This is a genomic window from Stenotrophomonas sp. KH_029, assembly GCF_057839765.1.
On the sequence record NZ_CM174498.1, the window covers coordinates 3,402,390 to 3,423,899 of the forward strand.

Sequence of the window (21,510 nt, forward strand, 5' to 3'; positions counted from 1 at the left end):
CACTCCGCACTGTCCAACGAGCCCCCGCGATGAACCAGCCAGACCTCGCCGCGCTGTATTCCCATCACATCGCCGTGCTGTGCCAGCGCGCCGATGAGGCCCTGGCGCGCGGCGGCTTTGACCACCTGGTGATTCCCAGCGGCACCGCGCACTACCAGGCCTTCGACGACCGCGATTACCCGTATGCGGTCAACCCGAACTTCAAGGCCTGGCTGCCGCTGACCAAGCTGCCCAACAGCTGGCTGGTCTACACCCCCGGCCAGCGGCCGAAGGTGCTGTTCCACCAGCCGTTCGACTACTGGCACGTGGTGCCCGACGCGCCCAACGGCTGGTGGGTGGAGCATGTCGACATCGAGATCATCCGCACGCCGGAAGATGCCCTGGCGCTGCTGCCCAAGGCGGCGGCGCGCTGCGCGATCCTCGGCGAGCCGCAGAGCGCACTCGGTGCGTTGGTACCCAACAACCCGGCGCCGGTCATCGATTACCTGGATTGGCAGCGCGGCTGCAAGACGCCCTACGAGATCGCGCTGATGCGCCAGGCCCAGCGCCTGGGCGTGCGCGGCCACCGCGCCGCCGAGGCGGCGTTCCGCGCCGGTGCCAGCGAATTCCAGATCCACATGGCCTACTGCAGTGCGGTCGGCCAGGATGCCAATGAACTGCCCTACGGCAACATCATCGGCCTCAACGAACATGCCGCGGTGCTGCACTACACCGACCTGGGCCGCAGCGCGCCGAGCCCGCTGCGCAGCTTCCTGATCGATGCCGGTGCCAGCGCGCATGGCTATGCCAGCGACATCACCCGCACCTATGCGGCCAGCGGCCACGATGAATTCCAGGCGATGATCGACGCGGTCGACGCGGCCCAGCAGCAGATGGCCGCCGGCGTGCGTGCCGGGGTCGACTACAGGCAGTTGCACGTGGACGCGCACCTGGCGTTGATGGGCATCCTGAAGGACTTCGGCGTGCTCAGGGTCTCGCCGGAAGCGGCGCTGGCCACCGGCGTCAGCGCGGCGTTCTTCCCGCATGGCCTGGGCCATCTGATCGGCCTGCAGGTGCACGACGTGGCCGGCTTCGCCGCCAGCGACCGCGGCGGCCGCATCGAGCGCCCGCAGGGCCACCCCTACCTGCGCCTGACCCGCGTGCTGGAGCCGGGCATGGTGGTCACCATCGAACCGGGCGTGTACTTCATCGACATGCTGCTGGACGAAGTAAAGCAGGCCGGCAACGGCGCCAGCATCGACTGGAACCGGGTCGATTTCTTCCGCCCGTATGGCGGCATCCGCATCGAGGACGAAGTGCTGTGCACCGATGGCGATGCCGACAACCTGACCCGTCCGGTGTTTGCGTCGGCCAGCTGAGCCGATACATCGGGGTAGTGCCGGCCGCTGGCCGGCGCTTCACGATGTCCGGTGCCATGAGCAGCCGGCCAGCGGCCGGCACTACCGGATCTCTGGATGCCACGTGGAGCCGGCCAGCGGCCGGCTGCTTGGTTACGCACCGTGCAGCCACCCGTGGGGTGGCTCTACCATCGCCGCGGATCAGCGCGTCGCCATTTCTTCTTCGATCTCATCGGCGCTGCGCGCCAATGCTGCGGTCAGCACCCGGTGGCCGTCTTCGGTAACCAGTACGTCGTCTTCGGTGCGGATGCCGATGCCGCGCCAGCGCGGCTCCACGCTGCGGTCGTCCGGCGACACGTACAGGCCCGGCTCGATGGTGAACACCATGCCCGGCTCCAGCATCCGCGACTCGCCGGCCAGGCGGTAGTCGCCCACATCGTGCACGTCCAGGCCCAGCCAATGCCCGGTCTTGTGGCGGTAGAACCGCTGGTAGTGGCCCTCGGCGATGTTCTCCTCCAGGTTGCCCTTGAGCAGGCCCAGGCGCAGCAGACCCTCGGTCAGCGTTTCCACTGCGGCCAGGTGGCCGGCTTCATAGGCGTTGCCCGGCCGCGCCTGGGCCAGCGCTGCCGCCTGCGCCGCGCCGACCAGGTCGTGCAGCGCGCGCTGCTCGACGCTGAAACGGCCGTTGACCGGGAAGGTCCGGGTGATGTCGCTGGCATAGCCGCGGTATTCGGCGCCGGCATCGATCAACACCAGCTCGCCATCGCGCGAACGCGCGGCGTTGTCGCGGTAGTGCAGGATGCAGCCGTTGGCGCCGGCGCCGACGATGCTGCTGTAGGCCGCGCAGGCGTCGTTGGCGCGGAACTGGCGTTCCAGGTCGGCCTGCAGTTCGTATTCGCAGATGCCCGGCCGGGCAACCTGCATGGCCACCCGGTGCGCCTGCACGCTGATGTCGGCGGCGCGCTGCATCAGCGCGATTTCGGCCGGCGACTTGAACAGCCGCTGCTCGTGCAGCAGGTGGCCCAGTTCCAGGAACTCATGCGGCGGCTGCGCGCCATGGCGCACCTGCGAACGGACCCGGTTGACCCAGCCGATCAGCTTGAGGTCGAACTCGGCATCGCGGCCGAAGTGGTAGTACACCCGCGAGCGGCCTTCCAGCAGCCCGGGCAGGATGTCGTCCAGATCGTCGATCGGGTACGCATCGTCCATGCCGTACTGCGACACCGCCCCCTCCTGGCCGGCGCGCGCGCCATCCCAGGCTTCGCGCTCGGCATCGCGCTCGCGGCAGAACAGGATCACCTCGCCATGGCGGCGGCCGGGAATCAGCACCAGCACCGCATCCGGCTCCGGGAAGCCGCACAGGTACCAGAAATCCGAATCCTGCCGGAACGGGTAGTGGGTATCCAGGCTACGCACCCGCTCGGCGGCGGCCGGCAGCACCAGGATCGCATCGTCGCCGGCCATTTCCATCAACTGCTGGCGGCGACGGGTGTATTCGGCGGCGGAAATGCCGGTCAGCTGCCGGATATCCATGCTCAGTTCAGACGCTGCCGGTGGCGCGCGGCCATCACGCAGTCGCCGTGCAGCAGCAGCACCGCCACCCGGATGAACTCCTCGATTTCGGCCAGGGCGTCTTCGTCGTCGTCATTGCCGCTTTCGAAGTCTTCGCTGGAGGCCTGGGCCAGCTTGGCCATATCGGTCAGGGCTTCCTCGCCCTCTTCGGACAGCGGCGGACGCTGGCTGCCCGCGCCCAGCCCGAAACCGCCCAGGAACGCGCGCGCCCAGGTAAACAGCGCATCGGCCTGCACGGCGGTGTCGCTGGCGTCGCTGAGCAGCAGCTCGAAGGCGAAATCGCGGTCTTCCAGCTGGGCCACGCTGGCATCGAGCAGCCGCGCCAGCGCATCGCCTTCGGCCGGGGTCGGCAGGTTGTCATCGGCCAGCACGCGAGCCGGCCATTCACGTACCGGCGCACCGCCGGCGGACAGCCAGCCGCACAGGCCGCCATGCAGCTCGGCCGCATTGGCGCCCAGGCCCAATGCCTGGCTGGCCTGGTTTACGTCATCGACACTCGGAAGTTCGGTCATCTTGGGGCTCGATCAGAAAAAGGTGTCACCGCAGCCGATCACTACGGTTGGCGAGCTTCACAGTGTAGCAATCCCCCCATGCGCTCCGGGTCGCCATCGCCCCGGCCGGGGGCGCCAGCCGGGCCGGGCGTGCCGCCGCGGCGCGTGCCTTCATTAATTCACTTGACCGCCTCCACCGCCCTTGCCTATCGTGCCGGACATGGAACCCTCCGACGCCATCGCCCAATTGCAGGCCTTCGCCGCCCGGGTGGAGGCATTGCTGGAACGCAACCAGCGCCTGGCCGAGGAAAACCGCAGCCTGCGCCACCAGCAGGAACAGCTGGTGGCCGAACGCTCGCAGCTGCTGGCCAAGAACGAACAGGCCCGCTCCCGGGTCGAAGCGATGATCACCCGCCTCAAGTCCCTGGAGCAGCACACATGAGCCAGACCGAACCGGTCAGTGTCCGCATCCTGGACCGTGAATACACGGTAGGCGTGGGCGCCGAAGAGCGCGAGAGCCTGACCGCCGCGGCGCGGCTGCTGGACGCCAAGATGCGCGAGATCCGCGGCAGCAACCGGATGGCCGCGGTGGACCGGGTGGCCGTACTGGCCGCGCTGAACCTGGCCCATGAGCTGCAGCAGCTGCGCGACGAGCACGCCCGCCAGGGAATCGCCCTGCAGCAGACCCTGGCCGATCTGAACCGACGGCTGGATCGGGCCATCGACGGGGCCAACTGAGCGCCGGGTGTACTCAGCCCCCTTGGTAAGGGGGCGCGCCGACAGGCGCGGGGATCGGATGATGGTGAAGCGGGGCCCGCGGTTTGCAGCGCAAACCGTGGGGCGGATGCGCGAATGCGCATGCGCGCGGCGACCGGGCAATTGACGGCGCCTGAGCCGGCGTCGATGGGTTGCCACGCGTGCTTGGAGCCGACCTGCCGCCGGCTCCACGCTGTTCCACGCGGGGTTCCATCGCTCCAGGCGCTCGCGTGGCCATCATCGATCTGAATTGGCGTGTAATTCGACCGACGAACGGCCTGTCGCTCGGCGCGCGCTTGGCTATAATGGCCGTGCGTTCTCTGCTGTGAACGACGGCGTGTGCAAACATTCGCCTTGTCCCTTAATTACGACCACGGGTGCGCGACGGCGCCGGGAGTGCAAGTCCGCCTTGTAGCGGGAAGCCCGAAGGAACCCCAGCGTACCCACTTGAACCCCGGGTTCAAGGTCGTTTCGCACGCATCGTCACCGCGGAGAATGCAGTATTCCTGCAAGAGCGACGCCCCTACCGGGACGTCGCTCTTGTTTTATCCGCGCCCGTACCACGCCCCGGACCCAGGCATGACCGACCCGCGCTCCGCACTGCGCCAGCAGTTGCGCCAACGCCGCCGCGAAATTCCCGCCGTGCAACGCCTGGCCGCGGCCGAACAGCTCGCCGATGCCCTGCTCCAGCTGCCGTTCGCGCCCACCCGGGGGCTGGTCGCCGGTTACTGGGCGATGGATGGCGAGATCGCCCTGCACCGCTGGCAGATGCAGTTGCCGCCCGGCGTGCAGTACTGCCTGCCGATGCTGGCCGGCGACACCCTGCGCTTCGCGCCGTGGCGCCCGGGCCAGGCATTGACCGCCAACCGCTACGGCATCCCCGAACCGGACCTGTCCATCGACGATGCCCTGGCCCCGGAACAGCTGGCCCTGGTGGTCGCGCCGCTGGTCGGTTTCGACCCGCTGGGCCGGCGCCTGGGCATGGGAGGCGGCTGGTATGATCGCAGCTTCGCATTCCGCCAGCAGCGCCCGGCCCCGCCGTGGCTGGTCGGCGTCGGCTTCTCGGTGCAGCAGGTCGACGACCTGCCGGTGCAGCCCTGGGACGTCGCGGTGGATGCGATCTGCACCGAGGTTTCTACCCTTGTTCCTGTACCGACCGATGGTCGGCACCTACCGCGATAGAAAAGACGCATGACCGCACGCAAACGCTACTGGCTGATGAAGTCCGAACCGGACGCCTTTTCCATCGACGACCTGCAGCGCGTCGGCCGCGAGCCCTGGAACGGCGTGCGCAACTACCAGGCGCGCAATTTCATGCGCGATGGCATGAAAGTCGGCGACGGGGTGCTGTTCTACCACTCCAACACCAAGGTGCCCGGCATCGTCGGCATCGCCACGGTGGCCAGCGAGGCCTATCCGGACGATACCCAGTTCAATCCGAAATCGGACTACTACGACCCCAAGGCAAGCCGCGAAGAACCGCGCTGGATGCTGGTGGACGTGGCCTTCGAGCGCAAACTGCGCGACACCATTTCGCTGGATGAGATCAAGCTGCATGCCGATGCGCTGGGCGAGGGCTTCCCGCTCATCGCGCGCGGCAACCGGCTGTCGATCCTGCCGGTGACCGCGGCGCAGTGGAAAACGCTGCTGTCGCTGGAAAAACGCTGATTCCCCTTTCCCTCAAGAGTTTCCCGCCATGTCCGAAGCCAAGCGCCTGGCTGCCGAAAAAGCCCTGGAATATGTCGAAGACGGCATGATCGTCGGGGTCGGCACCGGTTCCACCGTTGCCTACTTCATCGACGGCCTGGCCCGTATCCAGCACCGCATCAAGGGCACCGTGTCCAGCTCCGAGCAGAGCACCGCGCGCCTGCGCGGGCACGGCATCGAGGTGATGGAGCTCAACCACACCGGCAACCTGTCGCTGTATGTGGATGGCGCCGACGAGTGCGACGGCAACAAGTGCCTGATCAAGGGCGGCGGCGCCGCGCTGACCCGCGAGAAGATCATCGCCGAGGCCAGCGAGCGCTTCGTCTGCATCATCGACCCGAGCAAGCAGGTGCCGGTGCTGGGCGGCTTCCCGCTGCCGGTGGAAGTGATCCCGATGGCGCGCAGCCTGATCGCGCGCCGCATCATGGACATGACCGGCGGCCAGCCGGCCTGGCGTGAAGGGGTGGTCACCGACAACGGCAATGCGATCCTGGACATCCACCACCTGCAGATCACCGACCCGGTCGCGCTGGAGCGCGAGCTCAACCAGCTCCCGGGCGTGGTCAGCGTGGGCCTGTTCGCGCGGCGGCCGGCCGATGTGGTGATCATCGGCGGGCAGCCGCCGCAGGTAATCTGATCCCAGGGCCGGCCCACCGGGCCGGCCCCTCCTTTTAGAGGTAGCCCGATGTCCATGCTGCGCCTGTTGCCCCTGCTGCTCCTGCTGACCCTGACCGGCTGCGCCAGCAGCGGCGCCCGCCACTGGGTGGAACTGGGCGGTGCCCGCTACCAAGTCGAACTGGCCACCGACGACGCCAGCCGCGCACGCGGGCTGATGTTCCGCGACCAGATGCCCGAAGACCACGGCATGCTGTTCCTGCACGAACGCCAGGAACTGCAGGCGTACTGGATGAAGAACACCAAGATCGCGCTGGACATCCTGTACTTCGACGAGCAGCGCCGGCTGGTCAGCCAGCAGCGCGACGTGCCGCCGTGCTCGGCCGGCGACCGCTGCCCGCCCTACCCCAGCAGCGGCCCGGCCCGCTATGTGCTGGAGCTCAACGCCGGCCAGGCCGAGAAGCTGGGCCTGAAGGACGGCACCGAGATCGTCTTCGGCCCGGGCATCGCCGACCGCTAGATCCGTGCCGCGCCGTCTGGACGCCGGCGCGCCGCCGAATTCAACGCGTCGCCACGCGCCCATGTGCCACCGCGCCGTTCGGAGGGCGGCATGGATGACATGCGCGCCCGGTTTTTTCACACCGGGCAGCTTGAAACCGGCCGCGTTTGTCGCCAGTCTGTAGCCATGCAGGCGCAGATCACATTGCCGGCGTGGGATTCCCTGGCCGAACTGGACGACGAGGCGCTGCCCCTGTTGCCGACCGCGCTGCTGATCGCCCAGGACGAGTACCCCGACCTGGACCCGGGGGTCTACGACGCGCTGGTGCAGAGCCATGCGGACCACCTGCGCACCGAGGTGGACACCATCGAGCATTGGCCGCTGAAGATCGCCGCGGTCAACCGCCACCTGTTCGACGAGCTGGGCTACGGCGGCGACCACGGCGAGTACTACGACCCGCGCAACAGCTACCTCAACCAGGTGTTCGAACGCCGCCTGGGCAACCCGATCTCACTGGCCCTGGTGCAGATGGAAGTCGCGCGCCGGCTCGGCATCCCGCTGGACGGGGTGTCCTTCCCCGGGCACTTCCTGGTGCGGCTGCCGGTCGATGACGGCATGCTGGTGATGGACCCGTTCAACGGCGGCCGCCCGCTGGACGTGGAGGAACTGCGCGAGCGCGCCCGTTCGCATCTGGGCGGGGAAACCCCCGACGACCACGTGCTGGCACAGATCCTGGACGCCGCCCCGGCGCGCGCGATCCTGATGCGGATGCTGCGCAACCTGCATGGCGTGTACGTGGAACGCGGCGAATGGGACCGTGCCGCACGCAGCGCCGACCGCCTGCTGAAACTGGCCCCCGAGCAGGACGATGCCCTGCGCGACCGCGGCCTGGCCTACCTGCAGCTGGGCTACCAGGCCGGTGCACACCGCGACCTGGGCCAGTACCTGCAGCGCAATGGCCAGGCCACCGATACCCAGTGGGTGCGCGAGAAACTGGTGGAACTGGGCGGGCGGGCACCACGGTTGCACTAGGTGGGGCCGTATCGACCCGCGATCCACCGCCGCGTATCGACCAACGGTGGATACCTACCGGTCAATCGACCTCGACCATCTCGAAATCGTCCTTGGTCACGCCGCAATCCGGGCAGGTCCAGGTGTCGGGGATGTCTTCCCAGCGCGTGCCCGGCGCGATGCCTTCTTCGGGCAGGCCGTCTTCTTCCCTGTACAGGAAGCCGCAGACAACGCACATCCAGGTGCGGAAAGTGGTGGCGGTGGCATCGGTCATTGGATAATCACGGCTGGACAAGAACGGGCGAAGGCCATTGTCCCACTCCCGCCGTGCTACCGGTAGCTACCGATGACCCCTGCTTCAGCCTCCACCGCACGCCCCCGCGGCGTCTACCTGATCACCCCCGACGAGGCCGACACCGCCCGCCTGCTGGCGCGCACCGCGCCGCTGCTGGCCACCGGCGTGACCTGGCTGCAGTACCGCAACAAGCGCGCCGATGCCGCGCTGCAGCGGCAGCAGGCCAGCGCCCTGCAGGCACTGTGCGCCCGGCACGCGGTGCCGCTGATCATCAATGACGACCCGGCGCTGGCGCATGCGGTGGGCGCGGCCGGCGTGCACCTGGGCGGCACCGATGGCGACATCGGCCCGGCCCGTGCCCTGCTCGGCGCGGACGCCATCATCGGCGCATCCTGCTACGACCAGCTGGCCAATGCCGAGCGCGCCGTGGCGGCCGGGGCCAGCTACGTGGCCTTCGGCGCGTTCTACCCGACCACCACCAAGGTCACCCGCAGCCGCGCCACCCCGGCGCTGCTGCGGCAAAGCGCCGCACTGGGCGTGCCGCGGGTGGCGATCGGCGGGCTGAGCCCGGACAATGTCGGTCCCATCATCGATGCCGGCGCCGACCTGGTGGCCGTCATCAGCAGCGTGTACGCCGCGCCCGACCTGGTCGCCACGCTGCGCGCCTATCTCGCTTGCTTCCAGGATCCGACCGCATGAACCACGACCAGTCCCACGCCCTGTTCACCCGCGCCCAGACGCTGCTGCCGGGCGGCGTCAACTCGCCGGTGCGCGCGTTCAAGTCGGTCGGCGGCGAGCCGTTCTTCGTCAAGAGCGCCGATGGCCCGTACCTGTACGACGTCGACGGCAACCGCTACATCGACTATGTCGGTTCATGGGGCCCGATGATCGTCGGCCACAACCACCCCAGCGTGCGCCAAGCGGTCAAGCAGGCGCTCGGCAACGGGCTGTCGTTCGGCGCCCCGTGCGAGGCCGAGGTGACCATGGCCGAGACCCTCACCGGCCTGATCCCGTCGTGCCAGATGGTGCGCATGGTCAACTCCGGCACCGAGGCCACGCTGTCGGCGATCCGGCTGGCGCGCGGCGCCACCGGCCGCAACCGCATCGTCAAGTTCGAAGGCTGCTACCACGGCCATGGCGACTCGTTCCTGGTCAAGGCCGGCAGCGGCATGCTGACCCTGGGCGTGCCGACCTCGCCGGGCGTGCCGGCCAGCCTGAGCGAACTGACCCTGACCCTGCCCTACAACGACGTCGATGCGGCCACCGCGCTGTTCGCCGAACAGGGCGAACACATCGCCGGGCTGATCATCGAGCCGGTGGTCGGCAACGCCAACTGCATTCCGCCGCGCGCGGGCTACCTGCAGCACCTGCGCGCGCTGTGCACGCAGTACGGCGCGCTGCTGATCTTCGATGAAGTGATGACCGGCTTCCGGGTCGCCCTGGGCGGCGCGCAGGCCTACTACGGCATCACCCCGGACCTGACCACCTTCGGCAAGATCATCGGCGGCGGCATGCCTGTGGGCGCCTATGGCGGCCGCGCCGACCTGATGGCGCAGATCGCCCCGGCCGGCCCGATCTACCAGGCCGGCACCCTCAGCGGCAACCCGGTGGCGATGGCGGCGGGCCTGGCGATGCTGCAGCTGGTGCAGGAACCGGGTTTCCATGACCGCCTGGGCGCGGCCAGCGCGCGCCTGTGCGCCGGGCTGGAAGCAGCCGCAGCCGAGGCCGGCGTGGCGGTGACCACCAACCAGGTCGGCGGAATGTTCGGGCTGTTCTTCACCGACCAGAAGGTGGAGACCTACGCCCAGGCCACGTCCTGCGACATCGCCGCGTTCAACACCTTCTTCCACGCCATGCTGGAACGCGGCGTGTTCCTGGCCCCGTCGGCGTATGAAGCCGGCTTCATGTCCAGCGCCCACGACGACAGCGTGATCGATGCGACCATCGCGGCGGCGCGCGAGGCGTTCAAGGTGGTCAAGGGGTAATCGAACGCGGCGCCACGCCATCGGTGGCGGCGCGGAACCCGCCGGCAGGTGACGACCGTTGGTCGTCACGCGGTTGCCTGCCGATCACCGCGGTAGATGACGACCGTTGGTCGTCACCTCGTCTACCGACCAACGGTCGGTAGCTACCGGCCGTTTCGTTTCCGGTCTTCAACCGAAAACGAAACGGCCTTTCATCATCGCAAAATGCCCCGGGAACGAGCAGAAGAACGTGTAGTCCCCGCCCTTGGCCAGCCTGGCGGTGGAAAAGGTGACGCTGGTGCTCTGCCCGCCGCCGATCACCGCGGTATGCGCCAGCACCCGCGCATCGGCCTTGGGCAGGTAACTGTCGGCCAGGGTCATGCGCATGCCGGCCATCGCCACCGGCTGGTAATCCGGCGTGCGCGTAAGCACCCAGTTGTGGCCCATCGCGGTGGCCGCCAGCTTGCCGGTATGGCGCAGGGTCAGCTTGACCTGGCTGCAATCGGCGGCGACCTTGATCTGGTCCTGGCTGAAACGCATCTGGTCGGTGCTGTCGATGCTGACCGCGCACACGCGGGCGTGTGCGGCCGGGGCCAACGCCAGGCCGGCCAGCACAACGGGAACAAGCAGTTTCACGGCAATCTCCATCGGGCAGTCCCGGCGATTCTAGTCAGCATGCCCGTCGGCGTGATGCGACCCGATGTCGCAGCACGTCCTTGGAGTGCGGGCACCGGCTGGGTTACGGTCGGCGCTGGATCTGCGCGAATGTTGCCATGCCCCCTGTACTGGACTGCCTGCTGCTGGATTTCGACGGCGTGCTGGTGCGCCATGCGCGCCACCTGCGCGTGCGCCACCTGGCCGCGAGCCTGGGCTGCAGTGCCGCGCAGATCCAGGCCGCGCTGTTCGACAGCGGGCTGGAGCAACAGCACGACGCCGGGCTGGACAGCGCCGACTACCTGCAACAGCTCGGGGTGGCGCTGCACACCCCGGTCAGCGTTGCGCACTGGCAGGCCGCACGCATCGCCGCCTCACCGCCACAGACCGGCGTGGTCGAACGCGTCCAGCGCATCGCGCGCCGCCTGCCCATCGCCATCCTGACCAACAACGGCGCGCTGATGGCCCAGACCATCCCGCTGATCCTGCCCACCCTGGCCACCGCCCTGCACGGCCGCATCCTGTGCAGCGGCGCACTGGGCGGACGCAAACCCGATCCGGCGGTGTACGCGCAGGCCCTGGCCCGGCTCGGCGCCCGCGCCGAGCGCACGTTGTTCATCGATGACCTGTTCGTCAACGTGCGCGGTGCGCGCCTGGCCGGCCTACACGCTGAAACCGCGAACGACAGCCGAGGTTTCAACAAGGTGCTCAAACGCTACGGCTTGGCCGCACAACCCATTGATGAAGCGCCCCCTTGAGTCAAGGGGACGCGGCGACAGCCGCGGGGTTGTGGATGCAATGTCCGCGCACCCGGATCTGCGCCGCAGATCCGGGTCTTCTTCGCGTCAGCGAAGAAGCGAGGTTTATCGCGAAGCGATAAACGAGGCAATCGCCGCACGCAGGCGCTTGAGCCCCTCGGCGATTTCTTCATCGCTGATGTTCAGCGCCGGCACGAAACGCAGCACGTCCGGGCCGGCCTGCAGGGTCAGCAGGCCGTTCTCGGCGGCATGGTCGAGGATGGCGCCGGCCTGGCCGGCGAAATCCCGGTCCAGCACCGCGCCCAGCATCAGGCCGCGGCCGCGCACCTGGCTGAACACCTTGAACTCCTCGTTGATCCGGCCCAGGCCATCGCGCAATGCCTGCGACTGGCGGCCCACGTTGTGCCCGATCTCCGGCGAGGACAGCTTGCGCAGCGCCACCCGTGCCACTGCCGCCGCCAGCGGATTGCCGCCGAAGGTGGTGCCGTGCGCGCCGAACTGCATCACCTCGGCCACCTTCGGCCCGGCCAGCATCGCGCCGATCGGGAAACCGCCACCCAGGGCCTTGGCCAAGGTCACGATGTCCGGCGTGATGCCGTCCTGCCAGTGCGCGAACAGGGTGCCGGTGCGGCCCATGCCAACCTGGATTTCATCGAGCACCATCAGCGCGTCGTGCTGGTCGCACAGCTCGCGGATGCGCTGCATGAAGCCCGGCTTGGCCGGCATCACCCCGCCCTCGCCCTGGATCGGCTCCAGCATCACCGCGGCCACGTCGCCGGCGGCCATCGCCGTTTCCAGCTGCGTCTCATCGTTGAAATCGACGTAGCGGAAACCGCCGGGCAGCGGCTCGTAGCCTTCCTGGTACTTGGGCTGGGCGGTGGCGGTCACCGTCGCCAGGGTGCGGCCGTGGAAGCTGCCGCGGAAGGTCACGATCACCCGCTGGTGGGCCGGGCGGCCCTGCGCAGCGGCCCACTTGCGCACCAGCTTGATCGCCACTTCATTGGCTTCGGCGCCGGAATTGCACAGGAACACCCGCTCGGCGAAGCGCGAGGAGGTCACCAGTTCCTCGGCCAGGCGCAGCGGTGGTTCGCTGTAGAACACGTTGCTGGTGTGCCACAGCTTGCCGGCCTGCTCGATCAGCGCCGCGGTCAGGTCCGGGTCGTTGTGGCCCAGCCCGCACACCGCGATGCCGGCGGCCAGGTCGATGAATTCACGGCCCTGGTTGTCCCAGACGCGCGCGCCCTGGCCACGTTCGAGCACCACCTGGCGCGGTTTGTACACCGGCAGGTAGTAATGCGACAGGGACAACAGCGGATCGGTGGCAGCGGCGGTCATGGCGGTCAGCGGTTCGGGAAAGGCCCCATTCTCGCCCCTCCACCGGCTGGGGCACAATGCAGCCCATGCGCCCGCTTACCGCCCCCCAGCTCAACCCCGCCACCCAGACCGGCTGGCGCCGGACCTGGTTCGACATCATCTACCGCCACGACACCCGGCCGTCGCGCAATTTCGACCTGCTGCTGGTCTACGCCATCATCGCCAGCGTGGCGGTGGTCATGTTCGACAGCGTGCAGCAGTTCCATGCCGCCTACGCCGACGCGCTGTACGTGGTCGAATGGGGCTTCACCCTCCTGTTCACCATCGAGTACCTGCTGCGCCTGGTGGTGGTCAAACGCCCGCTGCGCTATGCGTTCAGCATCTGGGGCGTGATCGACCTGGCCTCGATCCTGCCCAGTTACCTGTCGCTGTTCATCCCCGGCGCGCAGAGCCTGCTGGTGGTGCGCGCGCTGCGCATCCTGCGGGTGTTCCGCATCCTCAAGCTGACCCGCTACATCGAGGAAAGCGGCATCCTGATGGAATCGCTGTGGCGCAGCCGGCGCAAGATCCTGCTGTTCCTGTTCACGGTGATCACCATCACCATCATCGCCGGCACCCTGATGTACGTGATCGAAGGCCCCAACCACGGCTTCACCAGCATCCCCAGCAGCATGTACTGGGCGGTGGTGACCATGGCCACGGTGGGCTTTGGCGACATCGTGCCGCAGACCGTGCTGGGCCGTTTCGTCACCTCGGTACTGATCCTGATCGGCTACAGCATCATCGCCGTGCCCACTGGCATCTACACCGCCGAACTGGCCAACACCATGCGCGATGCCGAACGGGCCGCGCGCCGGGATGCGCGCGGCTGCCCGCACTGCGGGCTGGAAGGACATGAAGCAGACGCGCGGCATTGCCGCGGCTGTGGCGAAAAACTGCCCGAGACCTTCAACGCGTAGGCGCGCGCCGGTTCAATCCAGGAACAGATCCGGCAGCAGCGGCCGCGACGGGTCCACCGCGTAGCCACTCAGATCGGTGATGCCCGCCTGCGCGAGCACCTCGTCATCGAGCAGGAACCGGCCGCTGAAGCTGGCCGCCTCGCGGGTCAGCACCGCGTGCGCGGCGTCGGCCAGGATCTGCGGGGTGCGGCAACCGGCGATGTCCACCCCGGGAATCATGTTGATCGCGTCAGTGGCGATGATGGTGCGCGGCCACAGCGCATTGACCGCCACACCCTGCGGCCCGAACTCGGCGGCCAGGCCCAGGGTGACCAGGCTCATGCCCATCTTGGCCAGGGTATAGCCGGTGTGCGGCCCCCACCACTTCGGGTCCAGGCTGGGCGGCGGCGCCAGGGTGAGGATGTGCGGGTTGGGGGCCTGCAGCAGGTACGGCAGGCAGGCCTGCGCGCACAGGAAGCTGCCGCGCGAATTGACCTGCTGCATCAGGTCGAAGCGCTTCATCGGCGTGTCCAGGGTGCCGCGCAGCCAGATCGCGCTGGCGTTGTTGACCAGGATGTCGATGCCGCCGAAGGTATCCACGGTCGCGGCAACCGCCGCGCGCACCTGGTCTTCCTCGCGGATATCGCACTTCAGTGCCAGGCCCTGGCCGCCCACCGCGTTGACCGCCTCGGCCGCGCTGTGGATGGTGCCGGGCAGCTTCGGGTTGGGCACCGCCGACTTGGCCGCGATGGCCACGTTGGCGCCGTCACGCGCCGCGCGCAGCGCGATGGCCAGGCCGATGCCGCGCGAGGCGCCGGTGATGAACAGGGTCTTGCCTTGCAGACTGGTCATGCGAACGTCCTCGTTGCGATCACTGTAGAGCGGCATTATGCCCAGCAACGCAGCATCCGGCAGGGCCGGGGGCCAGCCAACCGCAGGCCCGGCTGACCGTCGCGGTGGCGCGACCATGGCTGCCGAAGCAACGCTTGCGCGGTAGGGTCGATTCCCAAACGACTGCCGACCCTGCCAATCGGCGCGGTGACGCGGCAACGCCTGCCGAAGCAACGCTTCCTCGGCAACGATCATGCCCACCATCGGCCGGGACGCCGTACCGGCAGTCGTCCGGGGAGCGACCCTACCAGCGGACTGCCTGGCTGGCGCCCCCTGCAGGCGCCTTCGCGGCAGGTTCCGCAAAGGTGACCCATCGCGTGTGACATAAAGGTGGTGCAGCTACCCGTACCGCTGCACCTGCCGCCGCAACAGATACGGCACGATCAACCGATGCACCGGTGCCACCGGCAGCATGTACAGCCGTCCAAACGCGTTGTGGATATGCACCACCGTGGCGACCTGCAGCAGGTCGTCCTGCCATTGCAGCGCCAGCTGTACGCGCAGATGGCGATCGTCGTCTTCCAGCACGATCGCCTCAGGTGTGCACTGCTTCACGGTGAAGATGCCCAGTCGCTGACCCGGCTGTGGATCGTTTGCTTCCTGCACCGCGCGCAGCGAGCCGAGGTCCTTCATGCCGAGCAGGCGCATGCCGCCGTTGCGTACCGCCATCAAGCCGTCGAACCAGCCCGGTACGGCGGCGGCCAGGTCGCGGTAGGCCTGCAGCGCCGATCGGCCGGCGCGTGACACCGGCACCTGGCAGGCGTGCGCAAAGTCGGCACCGGGCAGCTGCGCGAACAGCACGCTGCCGGCGCCGATCGGCACGACCGCAGTCTTGGCCACGCTCACGCCTTCGGCCCCTGCCCCTCGTTGTCTTCCCAGTGCAGGATCCTGCGGGTCACGAAGCGGTATACCGGCTTGCCGGTGCGGAACCACAGGTCGCGCACCCACGAGGTGCGCTTGAGCAGGCGCTTTTCGACCGGGGTGAGGTGGTCGCGGCAGTACATGCGCTTGTGCTTGAGCAGGTGGCGCAGGTCTTCGCGGGCCAGCAGGCGCATCCAGCGCGAGCGCGGGTTGCCGATCACCGCCAGCTGGAAGTCGATCAACGCCGGGCTGCCGTCCTCGCGTACCAGCCAGTTGGCTTCCTTGGCCAGGTCGTTGTGCGCGATGCCGTGCCGGTGCACGCGCTGCAGCAGGCGGCGGGCGGCACGGAAATAGGCCAGGTCGCCGCGCGGCGGGCGCTGGTACATCGCGTCGCCGGCCATGAAGCTGCGGTCCAGCCACCGTCCGTTCCAGGCCAGCAACGCCGGGGTGTCGGCCATGCCGCCCAGGTGCGCCAGCGCGCGCGCCTCGCGCCGGGCCAGCCACCAGGCCGGCAACCGCAGCCACCAGGGCGTGGCGCCCAGATCGCGGCGCACGAAGCGAACGCCGTCCTGTTCGATCAGCAGGATGCAGCCGAAACTGTCGGCCTTGAGGGCTTTCGGGGCGGGATCGGGGAGGTGGTTCATCGTGCCATTCTAGGGCGCGATCGCGTGCGATCACCGTAGATGCCGCACATTGCGCCTGCCTGGCCGGCAGTCAGTCACTTTCGCCCCCTTATAATCGGGCGATGGACTCGTCATGGATCGATGCCACGCTTGCGTGGATCTCAGCTCACCCGGTGCTTGCCGGCGCGGTCATCTTCCTCATCGCCTTCTGCGATGCGGTGATCGTGCTTGGCGCGATCGTGCCTGCGCTGCCGTTGCTGTTCGCGGTGGGGGTGTTCATTGGCCTGGGCCAGATCTCCGGCCCGTATGCGGTGGCCTGTGCGGCGCTGGGCGCGTTCGCCGGCGACGGCATCAGCTACTGGATCGGGCGGCGCTGGGGCGACCGGTTGCGTGGCTTCTGGCCCTTCAGCAAATACCCGCAGCTGCTTGACCGCGGTGAAACGATGTTCCGCCGCAATGCCTTCAAGAGCATCCTGGTGGCGCGCTACGTGGGCGCGATCCGCCCATTCGTGCCGGCCATCGCCGGCATGATGAAAATGCCACTGTCGCGCTACATGCAGGCCAGCGCGATTGCCGGGGTGTCCTGGGCGGTGCTGTTCCTGGCCCCGGGCTGGGTACTGGGCGAGGCCTACGACGCGGTGGCCGCGGTAGCCGGCCGGCTGGTGATGGTGCTGGGCCTGCTGGCGGTGTCGATGGGCGTGGTCTGGGCGATCGTGCTGTACGGCTACCGCTGGTCGGCCGCGCGCATGGACAACTGGCTGGCCGCGCTGCTGCGCTGGTCGACCCGGCACCCGACCCTGGGCCGCTACTCGGTGGCGGTGTTCGACCCGCAGCGGCGCGAATCGGTGCCGCTGGCGATGCTGGCGCTGATGCTGCTGTTGCTGGGCTGGTGCTGGTTCGCGCTGTTGATGGCGGTGGTCGCCCACGGCGAACCGCTGCGCCTTGACCTGGCCGTGCACCACGCGATGCTGGCCCTGCGCAACCCGCTGGCCGACTACCCGATGGCGGCGCTGGCCTCGCTGGGGGCCTGGCAGGTGCTGCTGCCGGCCACCGCGGTGGGCCTGGGCTACCTGGCCTGGCGACGGCGCTGGATGGCCGCGGCGCACTGGCTGGCGGCGCTGGCCTTCGGGTTGGCGCTGTGCAAACTGCTGGGCGCCACGGTGGATGTGGTGCGCCCGCCCGATGCCAGCAGCGGGTTCGGCTTCCCGTCGGTGTCGGTGACCATGGCCACCATCACCTTCGGCTTCTTCGCGGTGCTGATCGCCCGTGAGCTGCCGGGCCGCACGCGGGTCTGGCCGTATCTGCTGTCGGGCATCATCGTCAGCCTGATCGGCTTTGCCCGCATCTACCTGGGCGCGCATTGGCTCAGCGATGTGATCGGCGGGATGCTGTTCGGCATCTTCTGGCTGCTGGTGCTGGGCATCGCCTACCGCCGCCGCTTCAACCGCTCGTTCTGGGTCAAGCCGGTGGCCTGGCTGTTCTACGGCACCTTCGCGGTGGCTGCGCTGTGGTACGCGCCGCGGCATATTCCACTCAAGCTGGCCCGCTTCGAGCCGGCCCAGCCGGCGCCGGCCGACATCGGCGCGCAGGCCTGGTGGGACACCGGCTGGCGCCAACTGCCGGCACGCCGCAATGAGTTCGACGATGACCAGCGCTGGCCATTGGATGTGCAGGTGGCCGGGCCGTTGGCGCCGTTGCAGCAGCGGCTGGAGAGCCAGGGCTGGCGCGTGCAGCCGCAGGCCGGCTGGCAACAGGCACTGCTGATGCTGGACACCTCGGCCACGCCGGAACAGGTGCCGGTGCTGCCGGCCACGCTGGATACCCAGGTCGAATCGCTGCTGATGCTGCGCCCGGGCAATGCGCCCAACGAGATCTTCGCGCTGCGCCTGTGGCCGGCGCCGGCACAGCTGCAACCCGGCCGGCAGCCGTTGTGGCTGGGCAGTGCGCAGACCCTGCACTACCAGCGGCATGTGTACTTCATCGGCATGTGGCGACCGCTGCGCGGCATCGACCCGTCGTTGAACGCGGTACGCGAAGCCCTCGATGGCCTGCCGCAGCAGGTGGACACCCATCCGGAAACGCAGATGCCGGTACTTCGGGTACGCACGCCGGGGCGGTAAGGCGGCAGCCGGGCCCTGCCCGGCCGGGTTGGCGATGCGTTCGTCGACCGTCCGCCGGTCGGTCCCGCGGCGCAAGCGGCACTACGACAGTGCCGGAATCCAGCCCAGCAGGTCCTGCAGGCGTTGGTGCGGATCGTCCTGCTGCAGCAGCTGCAGCCGCTGTGGTTCGTCCAGCGGCAGCAGTTCGGCCAGCCGCCAGCCGACCCAGCTGGCCTGGTCCAGCTGCGCCGGGTGGGTGGGCGCAAACGCGGCGCCGGCCTGTTCGATGATGTGGCCCAGCACGGTGGCCAGCAACGCATGTTCCGGGCGCAGCTCATCGTCGTGGTCGGGCAGGCTCCATTGCACGTCGGCCAGCACCAGGCCGCTGTCGCGGACCCGGGTATGCAGCACGTGGAAACGGCGCTGGCCGCGCAGGCGCAGCACCAGTACGCCATCGGCGCCTACGTCGAAGTCCTCGATGCGCGCCTCCACCCCGTAAGCGGCCGGCAATGCCGGGCGACCGACCTCATCGCCGTCCAGGATCAGGCATACGCCAAAGGTGCTGTCCTGGCGGCCGCACTCGCGCAGCATGTCCAGGTAACGGCGTTCAAACACCCGCAGGCCCAGCGCGGCGCCGGGCAGCAGCACCACGTGCAGCGGGAACAGGGGCAGTGAAGCGGTATCGGTCATGGCCTGCGGCACGCGCCGCGATCAACGGAAAGCTGCGTTGAATCTTACCGCAGTGCCCTGCCGCGCCCCATCGCCGGCGGGCGTACAGGGCACCGCGGCGGGCTCACGCCTGCTGCAGTTGCGCCAGGAAGCGCCGCGGCGCGCCGTCGAAACCGCCATTGGACATGAACACCACCTGGTCGCCCGGGCGCACGATCCGGCCCAGCTGCGCCAGCAGCGCATCGGTGTCGGCAACCGCATGGGCCTGGCCACGCACCGCGGCGATCACGCCGGCCGCATCCCAGGCCAGTTCCGGGCGGTGCAGGAACACCACCGCGTCGGCCAGCGCCAGCGACGGTGCCAGTGCCTGCGCATGCGCGCCCAGCCGCATCGAATTGCTGCGCGGCTCCAGCGCCACCACGATGCGGGCCGCACCGACCTTGGCGCGCAGTCCTTCCAGCGTGGTGGCGATGGCGGTGGGGTGGTGGGCGAAATCATCGAAGACGGTGATGTCGCCGCTCTGCCCGATCACTTCCATGCGCCGCTTGACGCTGCGGAACTGCGCCAGCGCCGGGATCACCGTGGCCAGCTCCACGCCCACCGCATGCGCGGCGGCCAGTGCGGCCAGGCCGTTGAGTACGTTGTGGCGGCCCAGCAGCGGCCACTGCACTTCACCGACGCGCGTGCCGCGATGGTGCACCACGAACGCACTGCCATCGGCGTTGACCAGCTCGGCGTGCCATTCCAGCGACGGATCCAGGCCGAAGCGCTCCACCGGGGTCCAGCAGCCCATCGCCAGCACCTCGGCCAGATGGGCGTCTTCGCCGTTGACGATCAGCCGGCCGCGCGCAGGCACGGTGCGGATCAGGTGATGGAACTGGCGCTGGATCGCGGCCACGTCCGGGAAGATGTCGGCGTGGTCGTATTCCAGGTTGTTGAGGATGGCCACCAGCGGCCGGTAGTGCACGAACTTGCTGCGCTTGTCGAAGAAAGCGGTGTCGTACTCGTCGGCCTCGACCACGAACTCGCGGCCCTGGCCGCGCCGCGCCGACACGCCGAAGTCCTCGGCCACCCCGCCGATCAGGAAGCCCGGCTCGCGCCCGGCCGCCTGCAGCAACCAGGTCAGGATGGTGGTGGTGGTGGTCTTGCCGTGGGTGCCGGCCACGGCCAGCGTGTCGCGGCCCGGCAGCACCTGCTCGGACAGCCATTGCGCACCGGAAATGTACCGCTGGCCGGCATCGAGCACCGCTTCCACGGCCGGGTTGCCACGCGACAAGGCGTTGCCGACGATCACCTCGTCGCAGTCGGCCGCGACGCTGTCGGCGCGGTAGCCCGGGTCCAGCGCGATGCCCAGCTGTTCCAGCTGGGTCGACATCGGCGGATAGATCGCCTGGTCGCTGCCATGGACCGTATGGCCCAGTTCCCGCGCCAACGCGGCCACGCCGCCCATGAAGGTGCCGGCAATACCAAGGATATGAATCTTGCTCATGCGCTCGATTGTCGCCGATCCCCTGCGGTCTTGGACATTGTCATCAGACAATTCCTTGGATCGCTGTAGGGAAATAGCCGAGGGTGTCGGGGAATCCCCGATAGCGGTGTTCTGTGAAGACGGACACAATTCAGCTGGCCAGCCGCAGTACCCCGTAGGTCCTACTCCCCAAGAGGCCGTCCCCAGGGGAGCTCATGCTGCGGGGCCTTGAGCAAGCCCCTCCGCTGGCACCTTCAAACCGCACGCCTGGCCCTTTCGGGGGCCGGGCGTGTGTGCTTTGCGCCGGATCAGCCGTGGATGGCCGCGCGGATGCGCGCTTCCACCGCGTCCAGCTCGCCCACGCCGTCGACGCGGGCCAGGGTGCCGCGACCGGCGTAGAAATCCACCACCGGAGCGGTCTGGTCGTTGTAGACCTGCAGGCGCTGACGCACCGATTCGGGATTGTCGTCGGCACGGCCCTGCTCGGCGGCGCGGCCGGCGATGCGCTCGACCAGCAGCTCGGTCGGCACGTCCAGCTGCACCACCGCATCGAGCGGCTGGCCGATCTTGGCCAGCAGGGTGTCCAGCGCGTTGGCCTGGGCCACGTTGCGCGGGTAACCGTCGAGGATGAAGCCATTGGCCACGTCGGCCTGGCCCAGGCGCGATTCCAGCATGCCCAGCAGGATGTCGTCGGACACCAGGTTGCCGGCATCCATCACCGCCTTGGCCTGCTTGCCCAGCTCACTGCCGGCAGCCACTTCGGCACGCAGCAGGTCGCCGGTGGAAATGTGCGCAATGGCCAGATGTTCCTTCAGGCGCGTTGCCTGTGTCCCCTTGCCCGAACCGGGCGGTCCCAACAGAACCAATCGCATCAACCTGACTCCAACTTGGTAAAAAAGGAAGGGCGCGTGCCCCGGGATTGTCCACAATCACGCTGCACCGCAATACGCGCACTTTACCCCATACCGGTAATGTCTCTGCAATGTCC

24 protein-coding genes and 1 other RNA gene are annotated in these 21,510 nt (G+C 68.6%); 14 read left to right on the forward strand and 11 right to left on the reverse strand.

Going from position 1 to position 21,510, the window contains the following annotated elements; all coding sequences use genetic code 11:
* Positions 1-29: 29 nt before the first annotated feature.
* The gene (gene pepQ / locus AC3ITM_RS15255; RefSeq protein ID WP_489266186.1) at positions 30-1,358 is read left to right on the forward strand and encodes a Xaa-Pro dipeptidase; all 1,329 of its coding nucleotides are present in this window, start codon (positions 30-32) and stop codon (positions 1,356-1,358) included.
* Between the two features lie 180 nt (positions 1,359-1,538).
* Here the strand turns inward: pepQ and AC3ITM_RS15260 are convergent, their stop codons facing one another.
* Together AC3ITM_RS15260 and AC3ITM_RS15265 are read right to left on the reverse strand one after the other, a co-directional pair.
* Positions 1,539-2,864 (reverse strand): aminopeptidase P N-terminal domain-containing protein, encoded by a 1,326-nt coding sequence (locus AC3ITM_RS15260; protein ID WP_489270115.1) that lies wholly within the window; start codon positions 2,862-2,864, stop codon positions 1,539-1,541.
* Positions 2,865-2,872: 8 nt separating this feature from the next.
* Positions 2,873-3,421 (reverse strand): UPF0149 family protein, encoded by a 549-nt coding sequence (locus tag AC3ITM_RS15265; protein ID WP_489266188.1) that lies wholly within the window; start codon positions 3,419-3,421, stop codon positions 2,873-2,875.
* Between the two features lie 199 nt (positions 3,422-3,620).
* Here AC3ITM_RS15265 and AC3ITM_RS15270 point away from each other — a divergent pair, with 199 nt between their 5' ends.
* The 8 genes from AC3ITM_RS15270 to AC3ITM_RS15305 all read left to right on the forward strand — a co-directional run bounded on the left by AC3ITM_RS15270 (position 3,621) and on the right by AC3ITM_RS15305 (position 8,009).
* Positions 3,621-3,842: a TIGR02449 family protein gene (locus AC3ITM_RS15270; protein ID WP_228887278.1), complete on the forward strand. Its 222-nt coding sequence runs from the start codon at positions 3,621-3,623 to the stop codon at positions 3,840-3,842.
* Positions 3,839-4,138 (forward strand): cell division protein ZapA, encoded by a 300-nt coding sequence (locus AC3ITM_RS15275; protein ID WP_489266191.1) that lies wholly within the window; start codon positions 3,839-3,841, stop codon positions 4,136-4,138. The genes AC3ITM_RS15270 and AC3ITM_RS15275 overlap by 4 nt, the downstream gene beginning before the upstream one ends.
* Positions 4,139-4,470: 332 nt before the next feature.
* Positions 4,471-4,655, forward strand: a non-coding RNA gene (gene ssrS / locus AC3ITM_RS15280) — 6S RNA.
* An 80-nt stretch (positions 4,656-4,735) separates the two neighbouring features.
* Complete coding sequence (locus AC3ITM_RS15285) at positions 4,736-5,338, forward strand: 5-formyltetrahydrofolate cyclo-ligase (protein ID WP_228887280.1); 603 nt, start codon at positions 4,736-4,738, stop codon at positions 5,336-5,338.
* 9 nt (positions 5,339-5,347) lie between these two features.
* Positions 5,348-5,824 (forward strand): EVE domain-containing protein, encoded by a 477-nt coding sequence (locus AC3ITM_RS15290; RefSeq protein ID WP_489266193.1) that lies wholly within the window; start codon positions 5,348-5,350, stop codon positions 5,822-5,824.
* A gap of 28 nt (positions 5,825-5,852) precedes the next feature.
* Positions 5,853-6,500: a ribose-5-phosphate isomerase RpiA gene (rpiA, locus tag AC3ITM_RS15295; RefSeq protein WP_489266195.1), complete on the forward strand. Its 648-nt coding sequence runs from the start codon at positions 5,853-5,855 to the stop codon at positions 6,498-6,500.
* 48 nt (positions 6,501-6,548) lie between these two features.
* Positions 6,549-6,998: a DUF192 domain-containing protein gene (locus tag AC3ITM_RS15300; RefSeq protein WP_489266197.1), complete on the forward strand. Its 450-nt coding sequence runs from the start codon at positions 6,549-6,551 to the stop codon at positions 6,996-6,998.
* Positions 6,999-7,163: 165 nt separating this feature from the next.
* Positions 7,164-8,009: a SirB1 family protein gene (locus tag AC3ITM_RS15305; RefSeq protein ID WP_489266199.1), complete on the forward strand. Its 846-nt coding sequence runs from the start codon at positions 7,164-7,166 to the stop codon at positions 8,007-8,009.
* A gap of 61 nt (positions 8,010-8,070) precedes the next feature.
* Here the strand turns inward: AC3ITM_RS15305 and AC3ITM_RS15310 are convergent, their stop codons facing one another.
* Positions 8,071-8,262 carry a rubredoxin gene (locus AC3ITM_RS15310; RefSeq protein WP_037553342.1) on the reverse strand — a complete coding sequence of 64 codons (192 nt, stop codon included), beginning with the start codon at positions 8,260-8,262 and terminating at the stop codon, positions 8,071-8,073.
* A gap of 72 nt (positions 8,263-8,334) precedes the next feature.
* Between AC3ITM_RS15310 and thiE the strand changes: the two genes are divergently transcribed.
* Together thiE and hemL are read left to right on the forward strand one after the other, a co-directional pair.
* Positions 8,335-8,982, forward strand: a complete 648-nt coding sequence (gene thiE / locus AC3ITM_RS15315) for a thiamine phosphate synthase (protein WP_489266202.1) — start codon at positions 8,335-8,337, stop codon at positions 8,980-8,982.
* The gene (gene hemL, locus AC3ITM_RS15320) at positions 8,979-10,268 is read left to right on the forward strand and encodes a glutamate-1-semialdehyde 2,1-aminomutase (protein WP_489266204.1); all 1,290 of its coding nucleotides are present in this window, start codon (positions 8,979-8,981) and stop codon (positions 10,266-10,268) included. The genes thiE and hemL overlap by 4 nt, the downstream gene beginning before the upstream one ends.
* 168 nt (positions 10,269-10,436) lie before the next feature.
* Here hemL and azu read toward each other — a convergent pair whose 3' ends face one another.
* Complete coding sequence (gene azu, locus AC3ITM_RS15325; protein ID WP_489266206.1) at positions 10,437-10,895, reverse strand: azurin; 459 nt, start codon at positions 10,893-10,895, stop codon at positions 10,437-10,439.
* Between the two features lie 125 nt (positions 10,896-11,020).
* Here azu and AC3ITM_RS15330 point away from each other — a divergent pair, with 125 nt between their 5' ends.
* Positions 11,021-11,659 carry an HAD-IA family hydrolase gene (locus tag AC3ITM_RS15330; RefSeq protein ID WP_489266208.1) on the forward strand — a complete coding sequence of 213 codons (639 nt, stop codon included), beginning with the start codon at positions 11,021-11,023 and terminating at the stop codon, positions 11,657-11,659.
* A gap of 105 nt (positions 11,660-11,764) precedes the next feature.
* Here AC3ITM_RS15330 and AC3ITM_RS15335 read toward each other — a convergent pair whose 3' ends face one another.
* Positions 11,765-12,994, reverse strand: coding sequence for an acetylornithine transaminase (locus tag AC3ITM_RS15335; RefSeq protein ID WP_489266210.1), 1,230 nt, complete (start codon positions 12,992-12,994; stop codon positions 11,765-11,767).
* 65 nt (positions 12,995-13,059) lie between these two features.
* Between AC3ITM_RS15335 and AC3ITM_RS15340 the strand changes: the two genes are divergently transcribed.
* On the forward strand, positions 13,060-13,932 hold the full coding sequence (locus tag AC3ITM_RS15340; protein ID WP_489266212.1) for an ion transporter: 873 nt from the start codon (positions 13,060-13,062) through the stop codon (positions 13,930-13,932).
* Between the two features lie 12 nt (positions 13,933-13,944).
* On the opposite strand, the gene AC3ITM_RS15345 is transcribed toward AC3ITM_RS15340, so the two are convergent.
* The 3 genes from AC3ITM_RS15345 to AC3ITM_RS15355 form a co-directional block, all read right to left on the reverse strand.
* Complete coding sequence (locus AC3ITM_RS15345; protein ID WP_489266213.1) at positions 13,945-14,763, reverse strand: SDR family oxidoreductase; 819 nt, start codon at positions 14,761-14,763, stop codon at positions 13,945-13,947.
* Positions 14,764-15,141: 378 nt separating this feature from the next.
* Complete coding sequence (locus AC3ITM_RS15350) at positions 15,142-15,642, reverse strand: DUF2867 domain-containing protein (protein WP_489266214.1); 501 nt, start codon at positions 15,640-15,642, stop codon at positions 15,142-15,144.
* 2 nt (positions 15,643-15,644) lie between these two features.
* Entirely contained in the window at positions 15,645-16,307 is a 663-nt protein-coding gene (locus tag AC3ITM_RS15355; protein ID WP_489266216.1) for a protein kinase family protein, read from the reverse strand.
* Positions 16,308-16,408: 101 nt separating this feature from the next.
* Here AC3ITM_RS15355 and AC3ITM_RS15360 point away from each other — a divergent pair, with 101 nt between their 5' ends.
* On the forward strand, positions 16,409-18,406 hold the full coding sequence (locus tag AC3ITM_RS15360; RefSeq protein ID WP_489266217.1) for a bifunctional DedA family/phosphatase PAP2 family protein: 1,998 nt from the start codon (positions 16,409-16,411) through the stop codon (positions 18,404-18,406).
* 81 nt (positions 18,407-18,487) lie between these two features.
* Here AC3ITM_RS15360 and AC3ITM_RS15365 read toward each other — a convergent pair whose 3' ends face one another.
* The 3 genes from AC3ITM_RS15365 to AC3ITM_RS15375 form a co-directional block, all read right to left on the reverse strand.
* Complete coding sequence (locus AC3ITM_RS15365) at positions 18,488-19,075, reverse strand: LON peptidase substrate-binding domain-containing protein (RefSeq protein ID WP_489266218.1); 588 nt, start codon at positions 19,073-19,075, stop codon at positions 18,488-18,490.
* Positions 19,076-19,178: 103 nt separating this feature from the next.
* Positions 19,179-20,543, reverse strand: a complete 1,365-nt coding sequence (gene mpl, locus AC3ITM_RS15370; RefSeq protein WP_489266220.1) for a UDP-N-acetylmuramate:L-alanyl-gamma-D-glutamyl-meso-diaminopimelate ligase — start codon at positions 20,541-20,543, stop codon at positions 19,179-19,181.
* A 287-nt stretch (positions 20,544-20,830) separates the two neighbouring features.
* Entirely contained in the window at positions 20,831-21,394 is a 564-nt protein-coding gene (locus AC3ITM_RS15375; RefSeq protein ID WP_489266221.1) for an adenylate kinase, read from the reverse strand.
* Between the last annotated feature and the right edge of the window lie 116 nt (positions 21,395-21,510).

Excerpts from the sequence above, each read along its gene's own strand:
- AC3ITM_RS15285 (WP_228887280.1), top strand. The coding sequence starts at position 4,736 with ATGACCGACCCGCGCTCCGCACTGCGCCAGCAGTTGCGCCAACGCCGC.
- AC3ITM_RS15290 (WP_489266193.1), top strand. The coding sequence starts at position 5,348 with ATGACCGCACGCAAACGCTACTGGCTGATGAAGTCCGAACCGGACGCC.
- rpiA (WP_489266195.1), top strand. The coding sequence starts at position 5,853 with ATGTCCGAAGCCAAGCGCCTGGCTGCCGAAAAAGCCCTGGAATATGTC.
- thiE (WP_489266202.1), top strand. The coding sequence starts at position 8,335 with ATGACCCCTGCTTCAGCCTCCACCGCACGCCCCCGCGGCGTCTACCTG.
- hemL (WP_489266204.1), top strand. The coding sequence starts at position 8,979 with ATGAACCACGACCAGTCCCACGCCCTGTTCACCCGCGCCCAGACGCTG.
- mpl (WP_489266220.1), bottom strand. The coding sequence starts at position 20,543 with ATGAGCAAGATTCATATCCTTGGTATTGCCGGCACCTTCATGGGCGGC.
- AC3ITM_RS15270 (WP_228887278.1), top strand. The coding sequence starts at position 3,621 with ATGGAACCCTCCGACGCCATCGCCCAATTGCAGGCCTTCGCCGCCCGG.
- AC3ITM_RS15365 (WP_489266218.1), bottom strand. The coding sequence starts at position 19,075 with ATGACCGATACCGCTTCACTGCCCCTGTTCCCGCTGCACGTGGTGCTG.
- AC3ITM_RS15345 (WP_489266213.1), bottom strand. The coding sequence starts at position 14,763 with ATGACCAGTCTGCAAGGCAAGACCCTGTTCATCACCGGCGCCTCGCGC.
- AC3ITM_RS15300 (WP_489266197.1), top strand. The coding sequence starts at position 6,549 with ATGTCCATGCTGCGCCTGTTGCCCCTGCTGCTCCTGCTGACCCTGACC.
- azu (WP_489266206.1), bottom strand. The coding sequence starts at position 10,895 with ATGGAGATTGCCGTGAAACTGCTTGTTCCCGTTGTGCTGGCCGGCCTG.
- AC3ITM_RS15360 (WP_489266217.1), top strand. The coding sequence starts at position 16,409 with ATGGACTCGTCATGGATCGATGCCACGCTTGCGTGGATCTCAGCTCAC.
- pepQ (WP_489266186.1), top strand. The coding sequence starts at position 30 with ATGAACCAGCCAGACCTCGCCGCGCTGTATTCCCATCACATCGCCGTG.
- AC3ITM_RS15330 (WP_489266208.1), top strand. The coding sequence starts at position 11,021 with ATGCCCCCTGTACTGGACTGCCTGCTGCTGGATTTCGACGGCGTGCTG.
- AC3ITM_RS15355 (WP_489266216.1), bottom strand. The coding sequence starts at position 16,307 with ATGAACCACCTCCCCGATCCCGCCCCGAAAGCCCTCAAGGCCGACAGT.
- AC3ITM_RS15340 (WP_489266212.1), top strand. The coding sequence starts at position 13,060 with ATGCGCCCGCTTACCGCCCCCCAGCTCAACCCCGCCACCCAGACCGGC.
- AC3ITM_RS15375 (WP_489266221.1), bottom strand. The coding sequence starts at position 21,394 with ATGCGATTGGTTCTGTTGGGACCGCCCGGTTCGGGCAAGGGGACACAG.
- AC3ITM_RS15310 (WP_037553342.1), bottom strand. The coding sequence starts at position 8,262 with ATGACCGATGCCACCGCCACCACTTTCCGCACCTGGATGTGCGTTGTC.
- AC3ITM_RS15305 (WP_489266199.1), top strand. The coding sequence starts at position 7,164 with ATGCAGGCGCAGATCACATTGCCGGCGTGGGATTCCCTGGCCGAACTG.
- AC3ITM_RS15265 (WP_489266188.1), bottom strand. The coding sequence starts at position 3,421 with ATGACCGAACTTCCGAGTGTCGATGACGTAAACCAGGCCAGCCAGGCA.
- AC3ITM_RS15335 (WP_489266210.1), bottom strand. The coding sequence starts at position 12,994 with ATGACCGCCGCTGCCACCGATCCGCTGTTGTCCCTGTCGCATTACTAC.
- AC3ITM_RS15275 (WP_489266191.1), top strand. The coding sequence starts at position 3,839 with ATGAGCCAGACCGAACCGGTCAGTGTCCGCATCCTGGACCGTGAATAC.